Origin of the sequence: Pseudohalocynthiibacter aestuariivivens (assembly GCF_018457175.1) — a bacterium.
Taxonomy (GTDB): Bacteria; Pseudomonadota; Alphaproteobacteria; order Rhodobacterales; family Rhodobacteraceae; genus Pseudohalocynthiibacter; species Pseudohalocynthiibacter aestuariivivens.
Map to the genome: position 1 here is coordinate 91,714 of NZ_JAGFNU010000009.1, position 17,780 is coordinate 109,493.

Annotated in this window: 17 protein-coding genes; 12 read left to right on the top strand and 5 right to left on the bottom strand. The window is 55.1% G+C overall.

Annotated elements, in window-relative coordinates; all coding sequences use genetic code 11:
• Positions 1 to 55 precede the first annotated feature (55 nt).
• On the top strand, positions 56 to 1,138 hold the full coding sequence (ribA, locus tag J4E70_RS13750) for a GTP cyclohydrolase II (protein ID WP_213890213.1): 1,083 nt from the start codon (positions 56 to 58) through the stop codon (positions 1,136 to 1,138).
• Entirely contained in the window at positions 1,135 to 1,632 is a 498-nt protein-coding gene (locus tag J4E70_RS13755; RefSeq protein WP_213890214.1) for a L,D-transpeptidase family protein, read from the top strand. The genes ribA and J4E70_RS13755 overlap by 4 nt, the downstream gene beginning before the upstream one ends.
• An 11-nt stretch (positions 1,633 to 1,643) precedes the next feature.
• Here J4E70_RS13755 and J4E70_RS13760 read toward each other — a convergent pair whose 3' ends face one another.
• Positions 1,644 to 2,303, bottom strand: a complete 660-nt coding sequence (locus J4E70_RS13760) for a YggS family pyridoxal phosphate-dependent enzyme (RefSeq protein ID WP_213890215.1) — start codon at positions 2,301 to 2,303, stop codon at positions 1,644 to 1,646.
• A 162-nt stretch (positions 2,304 to 2,465) separates the two neighbouring features.
• Here J4E70_RS13760 and J4E70_RS13765 point away from each other — a divergent pair, with 162 nt between their 5' ends.
• From J4E70_RS13765 to J4E70_RS13790, 6 genes are all read left to right on the top strand, one after another.
• Positions 2,466 to 2,987: a DUF3576 domain-containing protein gene (locus J4E70_RS13765; RefSeq protein ID WP_213890216.1), complete on the top strand. Its 522-nt coding sequence runs from the start codon at positions 2,466 to 2,468 to the stop codon at positions 2,985 to 2,987.
• Between the two features lie 74 nt (positions 2,988 to 3,061).
• A complete protein-coding gene (leuS, locus tag J4E70_RS13770; RefSeq protein WP_213890217.1) occupies positions 3,062 to 5,623 on the top strand; it encodes a leucine--tRNA ligase in 2,562 nt (853 codons plus the stop codon).
• On the top strand, positions 5,610 to 6,098 hold the full coding sequence (lptE, locus tag J4E70_RS13775; protein ID WP_213890218.1) for an LPS assembly lipoprotein LptE: 489 nt from the start codon (positions 5,610 to 5,612) through the stop codon (positions 6,096 to 6,098). The genes leuS and lptE overlap by 14 nt, the downstream gene beginning before the upstream one ends.
• Positions 6,095 to 7,117 (top strand): DNA polymerase III subunit delta, encoded by a 1,023-nt coding sequence (holA, locus tag J4E70_RS13780; RefSeq protein WP_213890219.1) that lies wholly within the window; start codon positions 6,095 to 6,097, stop codon positions 7,115 to 7,117. The genes lptE and holA overlap by 4 nt, the downstream gene beginning before the upstream one ends.
• A 17-nt stretch (positions 7,118 to 7,134) precedes the next feature.
• The gene (locus J4E70_RS13785) at positions 7,135 to 7,725 is read left to right on the top strand and encodes a glutathione S-transferase family protein (protein ID WP_213890220.1); all 591 of its coding nucleotides are present in this window, start codon (positions 7,135 to 7,137) and stop codon (positions 7,723 to 7,725) included.
• Between the two features lie 269 nt (positions 7,726 to 7,994).
• Positions 7,995 to 8,843 (top strand): class I SAM-dependent methyltransferase, encoded by an 849-nt coding sequence (locus J4E70_RS13790; protein ID WP_213890221.1) that lies wholly within the window; start codon positions 7,995 to 7,997, stop codon positions 8,841 to 8,843.
• A 129-nt stretch (positions 8,844 to 8,972) separates the two neighbouring features.
• Here the strand turns inward: J4E70_RS13790 and J4E70_RS13795 are convergent, their stop codons facing one another.
• Together J4E70_RS13795 and J4E70_RS13800 are read right to left on the bottom strand one after the other, a co-directional pair.
• Positions 8,973 to 10,145, bottom strand: a complete 1,173-nt coding sequence (locus tag J4E70_RS13795) for a TIGR03862 family flavoprotein (RefSeq protein ID WP_213890222.1) — start codon at positions 10,143 to 10,145, stop codon at positions 8,973 to 8,975.
• Positions 10,142 to 11,458 (bottom strand): mechanosensitive ion channel family protein, encoded by a 1,317-nt coding sequence (locus J4E70_RS13800; protein WP_213890223.1) that lies wholly within the window; start codon positions 11,456 to 11,458, stop codon positions 10,142 to 10,144. The genes J4E70_RS13795 and J4E70_RS13800 overlap by 4 nt, the downstream gene beginning before the upstream one ends.
• A gap of 221 nt (positions 11,459 to 11,679) precedes the next feature.
• Here J4E70_RS13800 and J4E70_RS13805 point away from each other — a divergent pair, with 221 nt between their 5' ends.
• Positions 11,680 to 12,360 carry a hypothetical protein gene (locus tag J4E70_RS13805; protein WP_213890224.1) on the top strand — a complete coding sequence of 227 codons (681 nt, stop codon included), beginning with the start codon at positions 11,680 to 11,682 and terminating at the stop codon, positions 12,358 to 12,360.
• A gap of 81 nt (positions 12,361 to 12,441) precedes the next feature.
• Here the strand turns inward: J4E70_RS13805 and J4E70_RS13810 are convergent, their stop codons facing one another.
• Complete coding sequence (locus J4E70_RS13810; RefSeq protein ID WP_213890225.1) at positions 12,442 to 13,053, bottom strand: enoyl-CoA hydratase/isomerase family protein; 612 nt, start codon at positions 13,051 to 13,053, stop codon at positions 12,442 to 12,444.
• Positions 13,050 to 13,802 (bottom strand): SDR family oxidoreductase, encoded by a 753-nt coding sequence (locus J4E70_RS13815; protein ID WP_213890226.1) that lies wholly within the window; start codon positions 13,800 to 13,802, stop codon positions 13,050 to 13,052. The genes J4E70_RS13810 and J4E70_RS13815 overlap by 4 nt, the downstream gene beginning before the upstream one ends.
• A gap of 126 nt (positions 13,803 to 13,928) precedes the next feature.
• On the opposite strand from J4E70_RS13815, the gene J4E70_RS13820 reads away from it, so the two are divergent.
• From J4E70_RS13820 to J4E70_RS13830, 3 genes are all read left to right on the top strand, one after another.
• Positions 13,929 to 15,449, top strand: coding sequence for a DUF2125 domain-containing protein (locus J4E70_RS13820; protein ID WP_213890227.1), 1,521 nt, complete (start codon positions 13,929 to 13,931; stop codon positions 15,447 to 15,449).
• Positions 15,450 to 15,572: 123 nt separating this feature from the next.
• Entirely contained in the window at positions 15,573 to 16,919 is a 1,347-nt protein-coding gene (locus J4E70_RS13825; protein ID WP_213890228.1) for a TldD/PmbA family protein, read from the top strand.
• Positions 16,906 to 17,679 carry a 3'(2'),5'-bisphosphate nucleotidase CysQ gene (locus tag J4E70_RS13830; protein ID WP_213890229.1) on the top strand — a complete coding sequence of 258 codons (774 nt, stop codon included), beginning with the start codon at positions 16,906 to 16,908 and terminating at the stop codon, positions 17,677 to 17,679. Before J4E70_RS13825 ends, J4E70_RS13830 begins: the two co-directional genes overlap by 14 nt.
• Positions 17,680 to 17,780 lie beyond the last annotated feature (101 nt).

A 17,780-nucleotide genomic window follows, 5' to 3' on the forward strand; every position in this document is an offset into this window, starting at 1 on the left:
CATATTCTGACAAAGCCGACTAAATGAGCCGGTGATTTTGTAACAAGGATACCCGATGGCGCTGCGCCCAAATACCACTGAACTGATCGCGCGGGCGCGGGCCGATTTGCGGATGGGGGTACCTGTTGTTCTGCAATCTGCAGATCGTCTGGCGCTGATACTTGCGGCGGAAACGTTAAGTGCCGCGCGACTGGCTGATGTCCGCGCGCTCGGCGGGAAGCCTGTTCTGGCCGTAACGGCGCGTCGCGCTGAAACGCTGAAGGCGCAGGTTTATGACGGCGATCTTGCGCGCATTGTTTTGCCAAAGGACGCGGGGATTAGCTGGATACAGGCGCTTGCAGACCCGGCAGATGATTTACGCATGCCGATGAAGGGGCCGTTTGAATGCGACCGGGGTGGTGATGTGGCCTCACATCGTGCAGCGATCAACCTGACCAAAGCAGCGCGGCTGTTACCTGCCGCATTGGTGCTTGAGCTTTCTGATCTGTCGCAAGTCACCGATCTGACCACTGTGCCCCTGGCCGAGGCCTGCTCGGGTTTCCATGACACCAGCCCGCTTCATTCAGTTATCAGCGCACGCCTGCCTCTGGAAGTCTCCGAGGCCGGACGATTGCATGTGTTTCGCCCCGAGGACGGAGCAGAGGAACATTATGCCGTCGAAATCGGTCAGCCGCCCCGCGATGTGCCGGTTCTGTCACGTCTGCATTCAGCCTGTTTCACCGGTGATCTGCTCGGCAGTCTGAAATGCGACTGTGGCCCGCAACTGCGTGGTGCGTTGCGTCAGATGGGCGAAGAAGGCGCTGGCGTGCTGCTTTACCTCAATCAGGAAGGGCGCGGCATTGGGCTTGCCAATAAGATGCGCGCCTACGCCTTGCAGGATCAGGGGTTTGATACGGTTGAGGCAAACCACAGGCTGGGCTTTGAAGATGACGAGCGGGATTTTCGGATCGGGGCAGAAATTCTGAAAACCTTAGGGTTTTTAAGTGTCCGGCTGATGACGAACAATCCCAAAAAGGTCGCGATGATGGAACACACAGGAATTGTCGTGACAGAACGCGTTCCCTTAAAGGTCGGCGAAAACATCCATAACAAGGCATATCTTGCCACCAAGGCACGAAAATCCGGGCATCTGCTGTGAACCCGCACGATTTGGTTCTTACACCGCGCGGAGTGCGTTTTTTAGGGCGGTATTTTCCTTGTTCTATCGGGCGTGGTGGTCTGACATCGGACAAGCGCGAAGGTGACGGCGCAACGCCAACCGGGACGCATCACATCGAAGCTGTGCTTTACAGACCTGATCGCGTGGAACAACCCACGAACTGGGCGCGTCCGATCCGGCCTTTTGACCTCTGGTCAGATGATGTTGATGACATTGATTATAATCAGATGGTGCAGGTGCCTTACGGTGCTAGCCACGAGCGGCTGTGCCGGGCAGACCCGCTTTACGACATTGTTCTGGTCACGGACTGGAACTGGCCTGTTGCTGACCCCGGGCGGGGGTCAGCGATTTTCCTGCATCAATGGCGCCGGCCCCATTATCCGACTGAAGGCTGTATTGCATTTTCAAGGTCGGATTTGTTGTGGATCACAGCGCGGGTAGAGCCGGGTTCGCGCGTGATTGTTCGGGGTTAACGCCCCAAAAGTCAGCTCTCGCCGTAATCCCGTTCGCCAAAGATCGCAGAGCCAACGCGCACGTGGGTAGCGCCCAATGCAACCGCGCGCTCAAAATCGCCACTCATGCCCATGGATAGCCCTGCCAGATCGTTTCGCTCTGCTATTTTTCGCAGCAAGGCAAAATGCAGGCTTGGTTCTTCATCCGCCGGGGGGATGCACATGAGGCCGATAACGGGCAATTCAAGATCGCGGCACATCTGGATGAAAGCGTCAGCATCCGCTGGCATGACCCCAGCCTTTTGCTGCTCTTCTCCCGTGTTGACCTGAATGAACAGGTCCGGACAATGGCCGAGTTCCTGTGACAGCCGCGCAAGCGTATTCGCAAGTTTTGGGCGATCCAGAGAATGGATTGCCTCAAAAAGCTCCATTGCCTGACGCGCCTTGTTGGTTTGCAGGGGACCAAGGAGGTGTACCTCTACCCCGTCGTATTGTTCCCGGAAGGCGGGCCACTTCCCCGCGGCTTCCTGCACCTTGTTTTCACCAAACAATCTGTGGCCTTCGTCAAGCACCGCTTTAACGCGTGCGTCAGGTTGCACCTTTGAAACAGCAATCAGCCTAGTGCTGCCCACCGGGCGACCAACGCGGGCTTCTTCGTTGTGGATACGGGAAATAATGTCAGAAAGGGGCATAGAGACCTCGGATCAGTTCTTAGTCTGTCAAACACCAAAGTGCACAAAAAGAAAAGAGCACATCAAACTTCACAGAGACGCTATGCTGAAAATGTTGAAATACCTTGCCCGTCTTAATACCGTTGGGTAGTAGGGGTAGTGACGAAGGATCGGGGCATATTAATGAAAACGACACGGTTTATTACGGTTGGCTTTACAGTACTGGCACTTGTAGCCCTTACCGCTTGTGGCAACAGAGATCGCGCATCAGGCGCCGACAGCGCCGAGGGGCAAACGCAAAGCAGGCCTGAAAGCATCCGCAGGACCGACGGAAGCCGTGTTCAAGGCGGAACAGACCTTCGAAAGGTTGTCCGGGATGTTTTCAATACTGCGGACCCGAATGTCACGCTTGAGGTCAATAAATACATCTGGAACGCCTCGCTTGATGTTCTGAACTTTTTGCCGATCGAAGCTGCCGATCCTTTCACAGGCGTTTTTGTGACCGGGTATGGCACACCGCCGGGCGGTGGACAGGCCTATCGCGCAACCGTTTACATCACCGATCCGGCGCTTGATGCGCGGTCTCTTAACGTTGCGATGCAGACCCGTGGTGGCCGTGCGGTCGACCCCGACACGGTGCGCGCCATCGAAGACGCGATTCTGACGCGCGCGCGACAACTGCGAATTCGGGAAGGTAAGCTCTAGACCTCGTCCGCGACACTTAATAAGACCACGCCGGGCCCTTTGCGCTCGGCGTTTCCACTTGAAGGACCATCAATATGTCCCGCTACACCGCATCTGACATCGAGCAAAAATGGCAAGCCGCCTGGGACAAGGCAGATGTTTTCAAAGCCCGCCGGGATGAAAGCAAGCCAAAATACTATGTGCTTGAGATGTTTCCCTACCCTTCCGGGCGTATCCACATGGGCCACGTGCGCAACTACACCATGGGCGACGTGATTGCGCGTTTTAAGATCGCCTCCGGTTTCAGCGTGCTGCACCCAATGGGGTGGGACGCCTTTGGAATGCCCGCAGAAAACGCGGCTATGGCTATCGGTGGTCATCCCAAGACTTGGACCTATGGCAATATCGCCGATATGCGCGCGCAGATGAAACCGCTTGGCTTGTCTATCGACTGGTCGCGTGAATTTGCGACTTGTGACCCGGAATACTACGGCCAGCAGCAGGCGATGTTCATCGACTTTATGGCAAAGGGTCTGGTCTACCGCAAAAACGCCGTGGTGAACTGGGACCCGGTCGATATGACGGTACTTGCGAACGAACAGGTGATTGACGGCAAAGGCTGGCGGTCGAACGCGCCTGTGGAACGCCGTGAACTGACACAATGGTTTTTCAAGATCAGCGACTACTCCGAAGAACTGCTTGAGGCGCTTGACGGGTTGCACAACTGGCCTGAAAAAGTCCGTACGATGCAGGCCAACTGGATTGGTAAATCACGCGGTTTGCAGTTTTCTTTTAACCTGACTGAACCTGCGGGCAGTTTTGACTCGGTCGAGGTTTACACAACCCGGCCTGACACACTGTTGGGTGCGAATTTCATCGGGATTTCGCCCGATCATCCGCTCGCGCGTGCGCTCGAGGCTGAAAATGCAGACCTCGCGGCCTTTAACGCCGAATGTCGCCGGATGGGGACATCCGAAGCTGACATGGAAAAGGCCGAAAAGAAGGGTTTTGACACCGGTCTTCGGGTGAAACACCCACTTGACGACAGTTGGGAATTGCCGGTCTGGGTCGCTAATTTCATCCTTATGGATTATGGCACCGGGGCAATCTTTGGCTGTCCTGCACATGACCAGCGCGATCTTGATTTCAGCCGCAAATACGACCTGCCGGTCGTTGATACCTTCTTTGCGCTTGATGATGACACCCCGGTCGCAGACCTTGCCTTTGTCCCTCCCAAAACTGAACGTGTCAAATGGGTTAACCATTTCGCCGGTTTGGATATCGCCACCGGACAAGAGGCGATTGACGCGACGATTGACTGGGCCGAAGAAAAAGGTTGGGGCAAAGGTGTTACCAACTATCGTCTGCGCGACTGGGGGCTTTCCCGTCAGCGGTATTGGGGTTGCCCGATCCCTGTGGTGCATTGTGAAGACTGCGGTGTGGTTCCTGAAAAGAAAGAAAACCTGCCCGTTGAATTGCCCGACGATGTCACCTTTGATCTGCCCGGCAATCCACTGGACCGCCATCCAACATGGCGTGACTGCGCATGTCCTGCCTGTGGTAAAGCAGCAAAGCGTGAAACCGACACAATGGATACCTTTGTCGATTCAAGCTGGTATTTCGCACGATTCACTTCGCCCCGGGCGACGACACCGACAGATGCGGCAGATGCGGATTACTGGATGAATGTTGACCAATACATCGGCGGGATCGAGCACGCGATTTTGCACCTGCTTTACTCGCGCTTCTTTGCGCGCGCGATGAACATCACCGGACACTTGCCCGACAAGGCGATTGAACCGTTCAATGCCCTGTTCACCCAAGGCATGGTCACGCATGAAATTTACGTAACGCGCGATGAAAGGGATCGCCCGGTTTATCACCTGCCCGAAGATATCGAATGGCACGAAAGCGGCGCACGCTTGGGGGCCACGGGTGAGGAGATAACAGTCGTACCCTCTGCCAAGATGTCAAAGTCAAAGAAAAACGTGGTGGACCCGGATGACATTATTTCATCTTACGGGGCGGATACGGCGCGTTGGTTCGTGATGTCTGACAGCCCGCCAGAGCGTGATGTCGAATGGACAGCAGCAGGGGCTGAAGCGACGCATAAGCATTTGGGTCGCGTCTGGACCCTAAGTGATCGGATCAGCAAAATGTCAGCTGATGACGGGGGCAACGGGGATGATGATCTGACGCGCGCAACCCACCGCGCCATTCGTGACGTGACCGAAGGAATCGAAAGCTTCGCCTTTAATAAAGCTGTCGCAAAGCTTTATGAATTTACCAACACGATCGCTAAATCAAAGGCTGGGGTCGCCGCACAGAAAACAGCGATCATGACATTGGCGCAGCTTATGTCGCCGATGACCCCTCATCTGGCCGAAGATATCTGGGCGCGTCAGGGGGGCGAGGGGCTTGTTGTGAACGCTCCCTGGCCAAAGCCTGATCCGGCGATGCTGGTTGAAGATACTGTGACCCTACCCATTCAGGTCAACGGGAAACGTCGGTCAGAAATCGCCGTGCCTGTCGATATGTCAAAGGAAGAGGTTGAAAAACTTGTGCTGGCAAATGATGCTGTCAAAAAGGCGCTGGATGGCGGCGCTCCTAAAAAGCTAATCATTGTACCGGGACGCATTGTTAATGTTGTTATCTGATCGCAGGTTTTTTCTGACAGGTCTTGCAGCCCTTGCCGGTTGCAAGTTTCAGCCGGTGTACGGGCCGCAAGGCCCTGCCCGCGAACTGGATGGCGCGATTGAGGTCATGGCGCCGTCTGATCGCAATAGCTTTGAGCTTGTTCGGCGGCTGGAACAACGCCTTGGGCAACCACAGGCACCGCGCTATGAGCTAAGCTATGTGGTCACTGTAACGACCGACGAGCTGGCAATTTCCTCGACACAAGTCATCAACCGCTACAATCTGATTGGTGAAATCAACTTTACGCTGCGCGAGTTTGGGACGGAAAACGTTCTGACAAGCGGTCGTGTCGACAATTTCACAGGTTACTCTGCCACGGGGACCACGGTCAGCACCCAGACCGCTGAGCGCGATGCCAATGACCGGTTGATGGTCATATTGGCGGATCAGATAGTGGCACGTCTTCTTGCAACATCCGGGGCCTGGGCAGGATGAAACTGACGGGCCGCGATGCGAACCAGTATTTCGCAAAACCGGACCCGAACCGCACCGGCCTGTTGATCTATGGCGCAGATGCGATGCGCGTTGCGCTAAAGCGTCAGGAAGTAATCGCCGCGCTGATCGGCCCAAACGGCGATGAAGAGATGCGGCTGAGCCGAATTCCCGGGGCGGAACTGCGCAAAGACCCGGCTCTTTTGCTTGATGCCGTAAAGGCCCAGAGTTTTTTCCCGGGGCCGCGTGTAGCCTTTGTAGAAGACGCGGGCGATGCGAATGCGCCGCAAATCAGCATGGCTTTTGCAGACTGGCAGACCGGTGACGCACAGATAATCGTAACGGCCAGACAAATCACTGCACGCTCAGCACTGCGTAAACTGTTTGAATCTCACAACAATGCTTTCGCTGTTGGCATCTATGACGATCCGCCCTCGCGTGATGAAATAGAGGCAACCCTAAAGCGTGCCGGAGTTCAGGACCTTGATCGCGATGCAATGGGCGCGCTTGAGGCATTGTCGCGCAGCGTGGACCCGGGGGATTTTCGTCAAACGGTCGAAAAGCTTGGCCTTTACAAGCTGGGTGACACTAGCCCGGTAACACCTGAAGATGTTGCGGCGGTGGCGCCAACCTCAACCGAAGCGGCGCTTGATGACGTCCTGAATATCGTGGCCGAAGCGCGCACACCCGAAATTGGCCCGATCATGGCGCGGCTCGTCAGTCAGGGCACACAGCCTGTTGGCCTTTGCATCGGGGCGACACGCCATTTTCGCCAGCTCTATGTTGCGGCCTCGGACCCCGGCGGCCCCGCTGCTGGAATCGGGCGCCTGCGCCCACCTGTATTTGGGGCGCGTCGGGACCGGATGCTGCGACAAGCGCAGGGATGGGGCATGTATAAGCTGGAGCAGGCACTAACAATGCTGACCGATACGGATTTACAGCTTCGCTCGACCAGTCAGGCCCCGGCCATGGCCCTGATGGAACGCACACTCATACGCCTGTCGATGCTTGCACGGCGGTAACTCACGGAACAGGAATTATGTATCAGGTCATCGGAAAAATACGCTCACGAACACTTCGTGTTTTATGGATGCTCGAAGAATTAGGCCAGCCATATGAGCACATCATTGCTGGTTCACATTCCGAGGCTGTGACCGAAGTAAATCCGGAAGGAAAAATTCCCGTCCTGATCGAGGACGGTGTCACGCTGACGGATTCGACTGCAATTATTCAGTATCTGGCGGACAAGCATGGGGCATTGACCCATCCGGCGGGAACGATAAACCGCGCGATACAGGACGGGCTTACGCAATTTTTGCTGGATGAGTTTGATGCGGCCCTTTGGGTCGCAACGCGGCATATGCTCTATTTGCCCAAAGAACTTCGGCAAGAAGGTATTCATGACACGGTCGGCTGGGAGCTCGCCCGCAGCCAAAAGGTGCTGGCTGAACGGATGGGCGATGGTCCCTTCCTTATGGGCGAAGATATGACAGTGCCGGATATCATCCTGACCCATTGCGGTGGTTGGGCGCTATCTGCCGGGTTCAAGATTTCGGAACCGCAACTGAAAGAGTACTTCCGTATGATGCATGGCCGCCCGGCTTACAAACGTGCGATGGTGTTAGAATAGTTTATTGGAGTCAGATCTGTTAAATTGAAATAGGAGCGAAGGTCTGCTGTGCGGTGCGATTTCAACAGGTCACTGCACAGCGGCATCAAAGCTCGTGTTGAATTTCTGCTGCGCGGACAAAGTCGCCATTTAATGGAAACAAACCATCGTTAGGTTCTGCACATTGCGCGGGAGACACTTCTTTGCACTCAATGCCGGCCTCGCAGGGCTCTTGAGCAACGTGAAATGTAGTGTAACCTGACGTACCGCTTTAAGGGAGGATGCGTACGATGGCCGGAAATGGTGAACATAAAAATGAAAGTATTTGGGATTCAGCCGCGCCGGGATGGGCGAAATGGGAATCCGCTTTGATGGGCGCCGCCGCCGAGGCGACTGAACAAATGCTGGATGCGGCCAACGTAGAAATGGGCATGAGAGTGTTGGACCTCGCCTGTGGCGCCGGCAGCCAAACGATACAAGCCGCGAGGCGCGTGGGGCCGACTGGCCGGGTTTTCGCAAACGACATCGCGTCAAAAATGTTGACCTTTGTGACCTCAAATACCGCCGCCGCGGGGCTGACCAATGTCGAAACACTGCACGGACCGGCGGAAGACCTTTCCAAAAGTGGGCTGCACGTCGATGCGGCAACCTGCCGACTCGGCCTGATGCTGTTCCAGTCGCCTCAAGACGCGCTCGCGGCCGTGCGAAGCGTCTTGGCGGAGAACGGGCGCTTCGCTGTTCTTGTGGTGGCCTCGCCGCAGGACAACCTGCTGTTTTCAAAAACAATGATGATCGCACTAAAACATGCCGGGAAGACCCCGCCGCCGCCGGGTTCACCAGGGCTGTTTGCACTATCAGATCCTGCGAGACTAGAGAGCTTATTTCAAGCGGCCGGGTATATCGACACCAGGATCGAGCAGGTCGCCGCCCGGTTGTCCATCGCATCGATCGGCGACGCGCTAACCATGATGCAAGAAGCATTTGGTGCCTATCGCGCCGTGCTGGCCGATCTGGACGACAAAAAACGCGATGTGGCCTGGGCCGAAATCAGGGACTGCATTGAACAATTTTCGAACCAAGGCGGCGTCAGTTCCGATATGACTCTCCTGCTGGCTTCCGGGACAAACCCACCAGCCTGATCATACGGAGTAGTCGACCGGTAACACGACGCTCACTCTCGACACCGATCAGGTTTTCTCTTTGTGGTACGGCGGAGACCGCTTCGGGCTCATAGCCGTCATCTGACTCTTTCAATCAGTTTACCGGACCTAACCCTGAGACCAGCGCGCTGCTGCCCGCCCTGCGTGCCGTCCTGTCGCAAGGCACGTTGTGATCAGATAGCCCCCGGTTGGGGCCTCCCAATCCAGCATTTCCCCTGCGCAAAAGACGCCGGGCAAGGCGTTCAGCATCAGATTTTCATCCATTGCCTCAAATCGGACCCCCCCGGCTGTCGATATCGCCTCGTCTATCGGTCGCGGACCTGCGTGCGGGACAGGCAAGGCCTTGATCAGGCTGGCAAGCGCTGCCCCGTCTGGCAGCGGATTGCCAAACTCCATCAGAAGGGCACGCTTCACACCTTCAAGTTTCAGCGCCTTGCGAAGGTGATTTGAAACAGAGGTTTTGCCACGCGGGCCAGATAGTCGGGCTGCAATTTTTTCAAGCGGCCAATCCGGCAAAAGATCGATTTTCAAATCAGCACCATCGCGCACAGCGGCCGAGATGGCGTAGATACCACCACCTTCCAAACCTTTTTCCGAGATTACGTATTCCCCGCGCGTTGTCTGACCGTTCACCAGTAACGCAGTGCCTTTCACAGGAACCCCAAAATGCGGCTTCATGTGGTCTGACCAATTGACGCAAAATCCCATATTCGCGGGTTTGAACGGGGCGAGCGTGACACCTTTACCCGAGAGCATCTGCGCCCACGTACCGTCAGAGCCAAGCCGCGACCAGCTCGCACCACCAAGCGCGAGAACAGTCACCTTTGGGTTTAGCGTCACAACGCCCTCAGGCGTTTCAAATTGCATTCCATCGTCAAGACCGACCCAGCGCCAGCGCGTCCGAAACTCCACACCAAGATCAGCGAGCCTCAAAAGCCATGCTCGCAGCAATGGCGAGGCTTTCATAGCGTCAGGAAAGACACGGCCGGAACTTCCGGTAAACACCTCTTGCCCCAAATTGCGGGCCCAGTCTTTGACCTCTTCAGGACCAAATGATTTCAAAGCTTCAAAAAGAGCTGGACCGCCGCCGCTAGTATGCTTGGTAAACATGGCAGGCGGTTCATCCTTTGTCAGGTTAAGCCCGGACTTTCCCGCCATCAGCAGCTTGCGCGCCACAGAGGGTTTGGCCTCGGTAACCAAGACCCGACGCCCGGCGCGCGCCAGTTCCTCTGCTGCCATTAAACCAGCCGGCCCTGCGCCAATGACCAAAGCATCTGTCATGCTGTTGGCAGACCGCCCTTAATCTCGACTACGCGATGTGGATATGGAATTTCGATACCGTTGTCCTTCAGCGCATTCCAGATCAGGAACAGCACGTCCGATGTGTACTTGTTTGGCCCATCGTCCAGACCGTTCACCCAGAATTCCACTGAAAAATCAATGCCGCTGTCGCCAAAGCCGCGAAGTTCGCAGTCTGGTGGATAAGGTTTGTCGAGCACATCCTTATGCGTGGCAACGGCGGCCTCGACAATGGCGGGAATGGTGTTGATGTCTGTATCGTAAGACACTGAAAAATCCGCCTCATACCGGTTGGCAGAGCCGCTGTCGGAATAGTTTGTGACACGCGTTGTTATGAAATCCTCATTGGGCACCATGATCCAGCGCCCGTCAAAAGTTTCCAGAATTGCCGCGCGGGCGGTCATTTTAACGATGGTGCCAGCTTCGCCACCATCAAGCGCAACATAGTCGCCAACAGTCGCTTGGCCCTCGAGCAGAAGAATAACACCAGAGATAAAATTCGCCGCGATCTTTTGCAGCCCGAACCCAAGACCAACACCAATTGCGCCCCCCAAAACAGCAATTGTTGAAAGGTTGATCCCCATGATGTTGAGCAAAAGCAGGAATGCGACGCCGAATATAACAATCTCGGCGGCTTTGACCGCCAGTTGCCGGGTCGCCGGGGGAAGCTCTTTTTGTCGTTGAATGTAACTCGCGCTTTGATCATTTGACCAGCGACCAAGCCAGAACAGAACCGAGCCTGCAATAATGCCCCGAACAAGTGACATCAGCGAAAAGGAAATATTGCCAAGCCTGATGATGGTTTCAGACAAGTAGGTGGTTGCAAGAGGCAGCAAGCCCAGCGCGTAGAGCGCCATGATTGGCACAAGCACGTATTTTCCAAGCAGCCTGAGAAACGGATCCTTGACTATTTTATTGACAAGCGCACGCGCCGCTAAAAACAAAAGCAACCTTTTGCCAAAGGCGATAACCGCGCCCGAGCCGAACAGGGAACGTGTTACTTCTTCGCCTACGGCCGTCAGTAAGTAGGCAAGCAACGGCAAAAGAAGGGGCAGGAAGCTTAGCACAAAGAGCCGCAACCCAGCGAACAAATGGGTTTGCTCTTCGGGTGGGGTCAGAATATTTTTCAGAACCGGGGACACCCTGCGTGTCACGACCCAAGCACTGAAAAACGCGACAACAAGCAGCGCGAATTGCGACCATGCGGCGGGGCTTAACAGCCAGCCTTGCGCGATCTCCCATCCCTGCATGAGATAGCCCAGCACCTTATCGACGATTTCTGGCTGTCCATCCATGCTCTCAACCTTTTAACAACTAACGTCAGTTCCCTGTTCTACAGGGGAATGCGGTTGATACAACACCCCCGACTTTTTCTAGGGTCAGAACCGACAAACTGAAAATGAACAAAGGTCTGCAGCGCGGACAATCTGTCTTTTGCATTGCACAGTTTCGACATCGATTTACGCAGCCTGAACCAACTGTGGTAAACTCTTAATTACTAATAGGGAGAAAGGCTATGTTTACATCCACCGTCATTCACAAAACTCTCTCAGCTTTAGTTGTACTTGCAGCACTTGCCTGGCCGACAATCTGCCAATCAGAAGATTTTGAGATAATCACACCTAGTGAAACCTCATTGGAATTGATCGATGGAGAAATTCAGGCCAACCTCAATCAAAATGGTTGCGTAGTCGGATTTGAGGCTGCTTGTTCAACGGTGCTCCAGCGTAGTGAATATGTTTCAACCACGTCACACGCACGCGGTGACAGGACTATTTATGGCTGGGACATTATGGTACCCGAAAGTTTCACCTATAACGCATCAGGAGGATATCTTCGCGCGGCAAGGTTTTTGAATAGAAACGAAGAGTCGGTTCTTAGCTTTCTTCTGGACGGGAAAATTGGGTACGATGTTGGGCGCGAAGCCTGTTTTGATCCAGATGGTTTCGGCGCATGGCACACGATAGAGGTACGTGTCGTGTGGGATTCCACCCCGAAGAAAGGACTCAGAGACAAGACACCGGGAGAGATACATGTATTTTGCGATGGGACTGAGGTGTTACTGCGCTCCGGTCGACCAACCCTTGGCGAGGGGGATGAAGTGAGGTTAGCACTAGGATTAGCAGGCTCATTGAATTTGGCTGATGGCGATAGCACCGCCGTGTCGTTTCGGAATGTGAGAATAGAAACATGGTGACCGCACGATTTCCCGAGCGATGTCTGCAATAGGCTCAAAGCCTTCATTAGACTCTTTCAATCACGTTATGGGACCTTGCCCCTAGCTGATCATCGCCTTGATCCCGGCGACATGCGACTGCGTTGCACCAAGCGAGTCTGCAGCCAATGTTACGACTGTTTCGGATAGACGTTCCCGTTCGACCAGATGATCGATAAGGCCGATAGAAAGGGCCTCATCTGCTGTCAGTTTCTGACCCGCCATCAAGATCAGCTTTGCCCGGGATGGCCCGACAAGCTCTGTCAAACGCTTTGGGTCCGACGGCTGCGGCAGAAAGCCCAGCTTCATGACTGGGTAAAAGAACTTGGCTTCTGGAACGGCGATGCGCAGATCACAGGCAAGCGCCATGCCAAAGGCACCACCAGCCAGTGTCCCGTTCAACGCTGCGATGGTCAGACATGGTAATGCCGCAAGCGCACCTGAAAGACGCTCCCACACATCGCTGGTAGCGAGGCCTGCACGCGCAGCCTCAAGGTCGGCCCCGGCACTGAAAACCTTGCCTGTGCCAGTTAGCACCAGTACCTTGGCGGTGCCGTTTGCTGCAGTTGCGATCTCTGCAAGGTCTTCCAGCATCTCGGGCGTTAGCGAATTTGCCTTGTCCGGACGGTTAAGCGTTACCGTCCAGAGACCATCATCTTTCACAAGTTCGATCATGCAATCAGCCCGATCTTGCGCCGGACACTGTCTTCCCGAAGCGAGATTTCCTGCCCCAGATAAGTGTCTGATTCCGGTTTGCACATCCACACCAACGCACGTGCGGGCCAGTCCGCAGGAATATGATCTTCCCAGTCGAGCTCACTCACCGGATTCACACCTGATGCCTTGATCTCATGTTGCATTTGCGTGGCAACTGTTCCGGGCGACAGCCCCATGATGCGCAAACCGTCTGCAGACAATTCGTTGTGCGCGCAGGTCGTCAGCATCGCAGCAGCCGCTTTAGAGGCGCAATAGTGGCTCCACCCCTCCAGTGCGTGATGGGCAGCACCTGAACTTATCGTGATAATGGTGCCCTTCCCTGCCTTTTGCATGACAGGCGCAGCCGCGCGCATTCCATAGTAGACGCCCTTTAGGTTGATATCGATCACACGTCCCCATTCAGCCGGGTCTGACTTTGCCAAATGAGAGATCGGCTCGATCACGCCGGCATTGTTGATCACAATATCGAGACTTCCAAAGGTCGTCACCGCAGTATCTACCGCAGCTGCGATGTCATCGTAGTTGCTGACGTCGCAAGGGATTGCACGGGCTTGCTCGCCAATCTCAGAGGCGAGCGCTTCTATTGCGGCAGCCCCGCGCGCCAACAAAACAACATTCACACCCTCTGCCGCCAAAGCCCGCGCCGTTTCGGCACCGATGCCTCGGCTTGCCCCGGTTATCAGTGCACATTTTCCTGAAAGCATCATTCTTTTCCTTCACTATTTACCCCTGTGATACCTCAGCAATTTTGAACGCACCAGCGCCCTCTGCCCTTGACCAATCTTGTTGCACAGACGACATTGGAAAATGAATTTTAACCACGAGGTTTTATAATGGCACAATGGAAGTCCATTAGCGGTCTGGCCGCAACAGCAACATTGTTAACAAGTACGGCAGTATTTGCGGACGTAACCGCCGCAGGCGTATGGAACGACTATAAGACTTACATGGAAGGGTTTGGTTACACCGTTCAAACCGGTTCCGAAGACATGTCAGGCGATACGCTGACAATCAACGACATGAACTTTTCAATGGACTTGGGCAAAGATATCGACGGAACGGTTTCCATGTCGATGGGCTCTATGTCATTGACCGAACAGGGTGACGGCACCGTCGCGATCACCTTTCCACCAAACTTTGACATTGCTGTCCGGGCAGACGGCGGCAACGAGGACATGAATTTAGTAATGTCTGTCGCTCATTCCGGCATGGTTATCGTTGCAAGCGGCGATGACAGTGAAACAGCCTATGACTTTTCGGCACCTACAATGACAATGACGATGGACGGCATCGAAGTTGAGGGTGAAAAAATCGATGTGGATTTGAATGCTGCGCTCACTGGTTACAGCGGCCGCTATCTGGTGGTTGACGGTGCACCGACACAAATATCCGGTGATCTAACGACAGACACTATGGAGTTAAGCATCCGTGTCAAAGAACCCCGTGAAGGTGTTGACGTAGACTTTGATCTTGCTGCGGCTGCTTTGGCTGGCACTTTTGCAATGTCGGTTCCAGAGGTGTTTGACCAAGAGAATATGGCAGCCAACCTGGATGCCGGAATGGCCTTTGATTTTGATTATTCCTTAGGCGCTATCACCTTCAACCTCGACGGCACAGGTGACGGGGACAGCTTTGCTGCAAATGGCAGAGTTGGTGGCGCTGAAGTTGCTTTTGAAATGAACCAGGACGGCATGGGGCTTTCAGAACTTGTGAAAGATATCGATATCGCGATTTCCGGGTCTGAAATTCCATTCCCCGAACTGACATTGAAAGCTGCGGAATATGGGCTGAACTTCCTGATGCCCATTACCAAGTCCGACACGCCCGATGATTTTGAAATGGGCGTCCGGCTTGTTGGTATCGAAGTGACGGATACGCTTTGGAACATGATCGACCCGGCAACTGTTCTGCCACGCGATCCGGCCACATTAGTCATTGATACGGCTGGTAAAGCGAACTGGTTCTTCAACATCATGAACCCGGAAGAAGCCGGAATGATGGACGGTGGCGAAATTCCTGGTGAGCTACACGCGCTGACACTGAATGATCTTCAGGTTTCTGTTGCAGGCGCAGATCTTACAGGGAACGGCGGCTTTACTTTTGACAACGATGACCTGCAGACCTTCGACGGTGTTCCACGCCCAGAGGGTAGCATTGATCTGAAACTGGTGGGCGCAAACGGACTGCTTGATAAGCTGGTTCAGATGGGCCTTATCCCGGATGATCAGGCAATGGGTGCGCGCATGATGATGGGCCTGTTTGCGGTTCCCGGTGACGGCGAAGACACGTTGAATTCAAAAATCGAAGTCAATGATCAAGGCCATGTTCTGGCCAATGGTCAGCGTCTGAAATAACTGTGCAAACAGTAAAAAGTCAGGGCCGCCTTGGTAAAACCGGGCGGCCCTTTTTAATGCGGGGGCTTGCGCCTACGCTGAACGCGGCTTACCTCAACCCCACAGGTAAAATACGGACATCTCATGAGCGATAAACTTGAAAAGTTGACATCTGCCCTTCTTGATGCTGCGCAGAAAGCCGGGGCCGAAGCCGCCGATGCGCTGGCGGTTGCGGGTTCTTCGCTTTCTATTGACGTGCGGAACGGTGCCCTTGAACAGGCGGAACGCTCTGAAAGTACAGACATTGGTCTGCGCGTGTTGGTTGGAACGCGGCAGGCGATGGTTTCCGCCTCGGACACACGCCCGGAAACAATGGCTGAAATGGCTGTACGTGCTGTCGCTATGGCACTTGAAGCGCCAGAGGATGATACGGTAGGCTTGGCCGATCCAGCGCAGCTTGCCCAACACTGGGATGTTGATGCACTTGAAATGTATGATCCGTCGGAGGAACCCGCACCAGCAGCGCTGGAAGACGATGCAAGGCGCGCTGAGGCCGCAGCACTCGCAGTGAAGGGCATCAGTCAGGTTCAATCTGCCGGAGCTGGATATGGTCGGCAAAACATACATCTGGCGGCAAGCAATGGTTTTTCCGGGGGCTACAGCCGCAGTAGCCGGGGGCTGTCTTGTGTTGCGATCACCGGTACCGGGTCCGACATGGAACGGGACTATTATGGTGACAGCCGTATATTTCAGAACGATCTGCCGGATGCAGAATTTATTGGCCTTACGGCAGCCGAACGCACGGTTGAGCGTAGCGGCGCGCGCAAGCCAAAAACCGGGGCCTATCCGGTTCTGTTTGATGAACGCATTTCTTCCAGCCTGATTGGGCACTTGCTGTCAGCAGCCAACGGATCCAGCATTGCGCGTGGGTCTTCCTGGCTGCGCGACGCACTGGGTGACGCAGTTTTGCCGGATCACCTGTCATTGATCGAAGACCCACACAGGGTACGTGTCAGCGGCTCTCGCCCTTTTGATGGTGAAGGGTTGCCAACCGCCAAACGCGCCATTGTTGAAAACGGTGTTCTGACGGGATGGACGCTGGACCTTGGCACTGGCCGAAAGCTCGGAATGAAGAGCACGGCGAATGCCGCACGTGGCACGTCTTCGCCGCCGTCGCCATCGGTGTCAAACGTCAGCCTGACTCAGGGCGATCAAAGCCGGGCTGATCTGCTGGCCGAAATGGGGACAGGCTTGCTCGTCACGTCAATGATCGGATCGTCCATCAATTCCACAACCGGCGATTATTCGCGCGGTGCCTCTGGCTTCTGGGTTGAAGGCGGCGAGATAAAGTATCCGGTAAATGAATGCACAATCGCGGGTAATCTGCGCGACATGCTGCGCCGCATTGTACCAGCAAATGACGCGCGCCTGCACCTAAGCCGTGTTGTGCCAAGCCTGCTTGTCGAGGGGCTGACCCTTGCCGGCGAGTGACCTGTCCCTCTTGATCGACGCCGCCCATGCGAGCGGCGCGATTGCGCGACGATACTGGAAAAATTCGCCCGATTTCTGGGACAAACTGGATGGCGCTGGCCCGGTAACAGAAGCCGATCTGGAAATCGACCGGATGCTGACGGCTGAACTGCGCGGCGCACGGCCTGACTATGGCTGGTTGTCCGAGGAAACCGAAGATGACGCCCAGCGTCTGAGCCATGAGAAAGTTTTCATCATTGACCCGATCGACGGAACCCGCGCGTTTATTGCCGGGGAACGCAATTTTTCCCATTCACTGGCAATAGCGGAAAACGGTCGGATCACGACAGCCGCCGTCTTTCTACCGATGCTCGATAAACTTTATGTCGCGACTTCCGGCAGCCACGCCTTGTTAAACGACAGACCAATCACGGTCAGCAGTGTCGCGATCGAAAAGGCGAACCTGCTGGCCGCAAAGCCCAACTTTGAAACACAACACTGGCCGGGTGGTGTGCCCCCTGTAAAGCGGCATTTCCGTTCGTCACTGGCGTACAGGTTATGCCTGGTCGCAGAGGGCGCATTTGATGGCATGCTCACGTTGCGCGACACTTGGGAATGGGACGTTGCCGCAGGCAGCCTGATTGCAGCGCAGGCTGGCGCCACAGTTTCAGATACCCACGGCGGGAAACCGGCATACAACAACGCGCGCCCTATGCTGAAAGGCATGATCGCCGCGGGCCCGGGCCTGCACAGCGGTCTGCGTGCCCGTTTGCCAGACTAAAGTCTTAGGCCTATTTGCCTTTGGATGGCTTTTCCTTCGCGCCGCCCTTTTCCCCTTTTGACCCTGATTTAACGTAACCACCGGGGGTCGGGCTTTTCTTG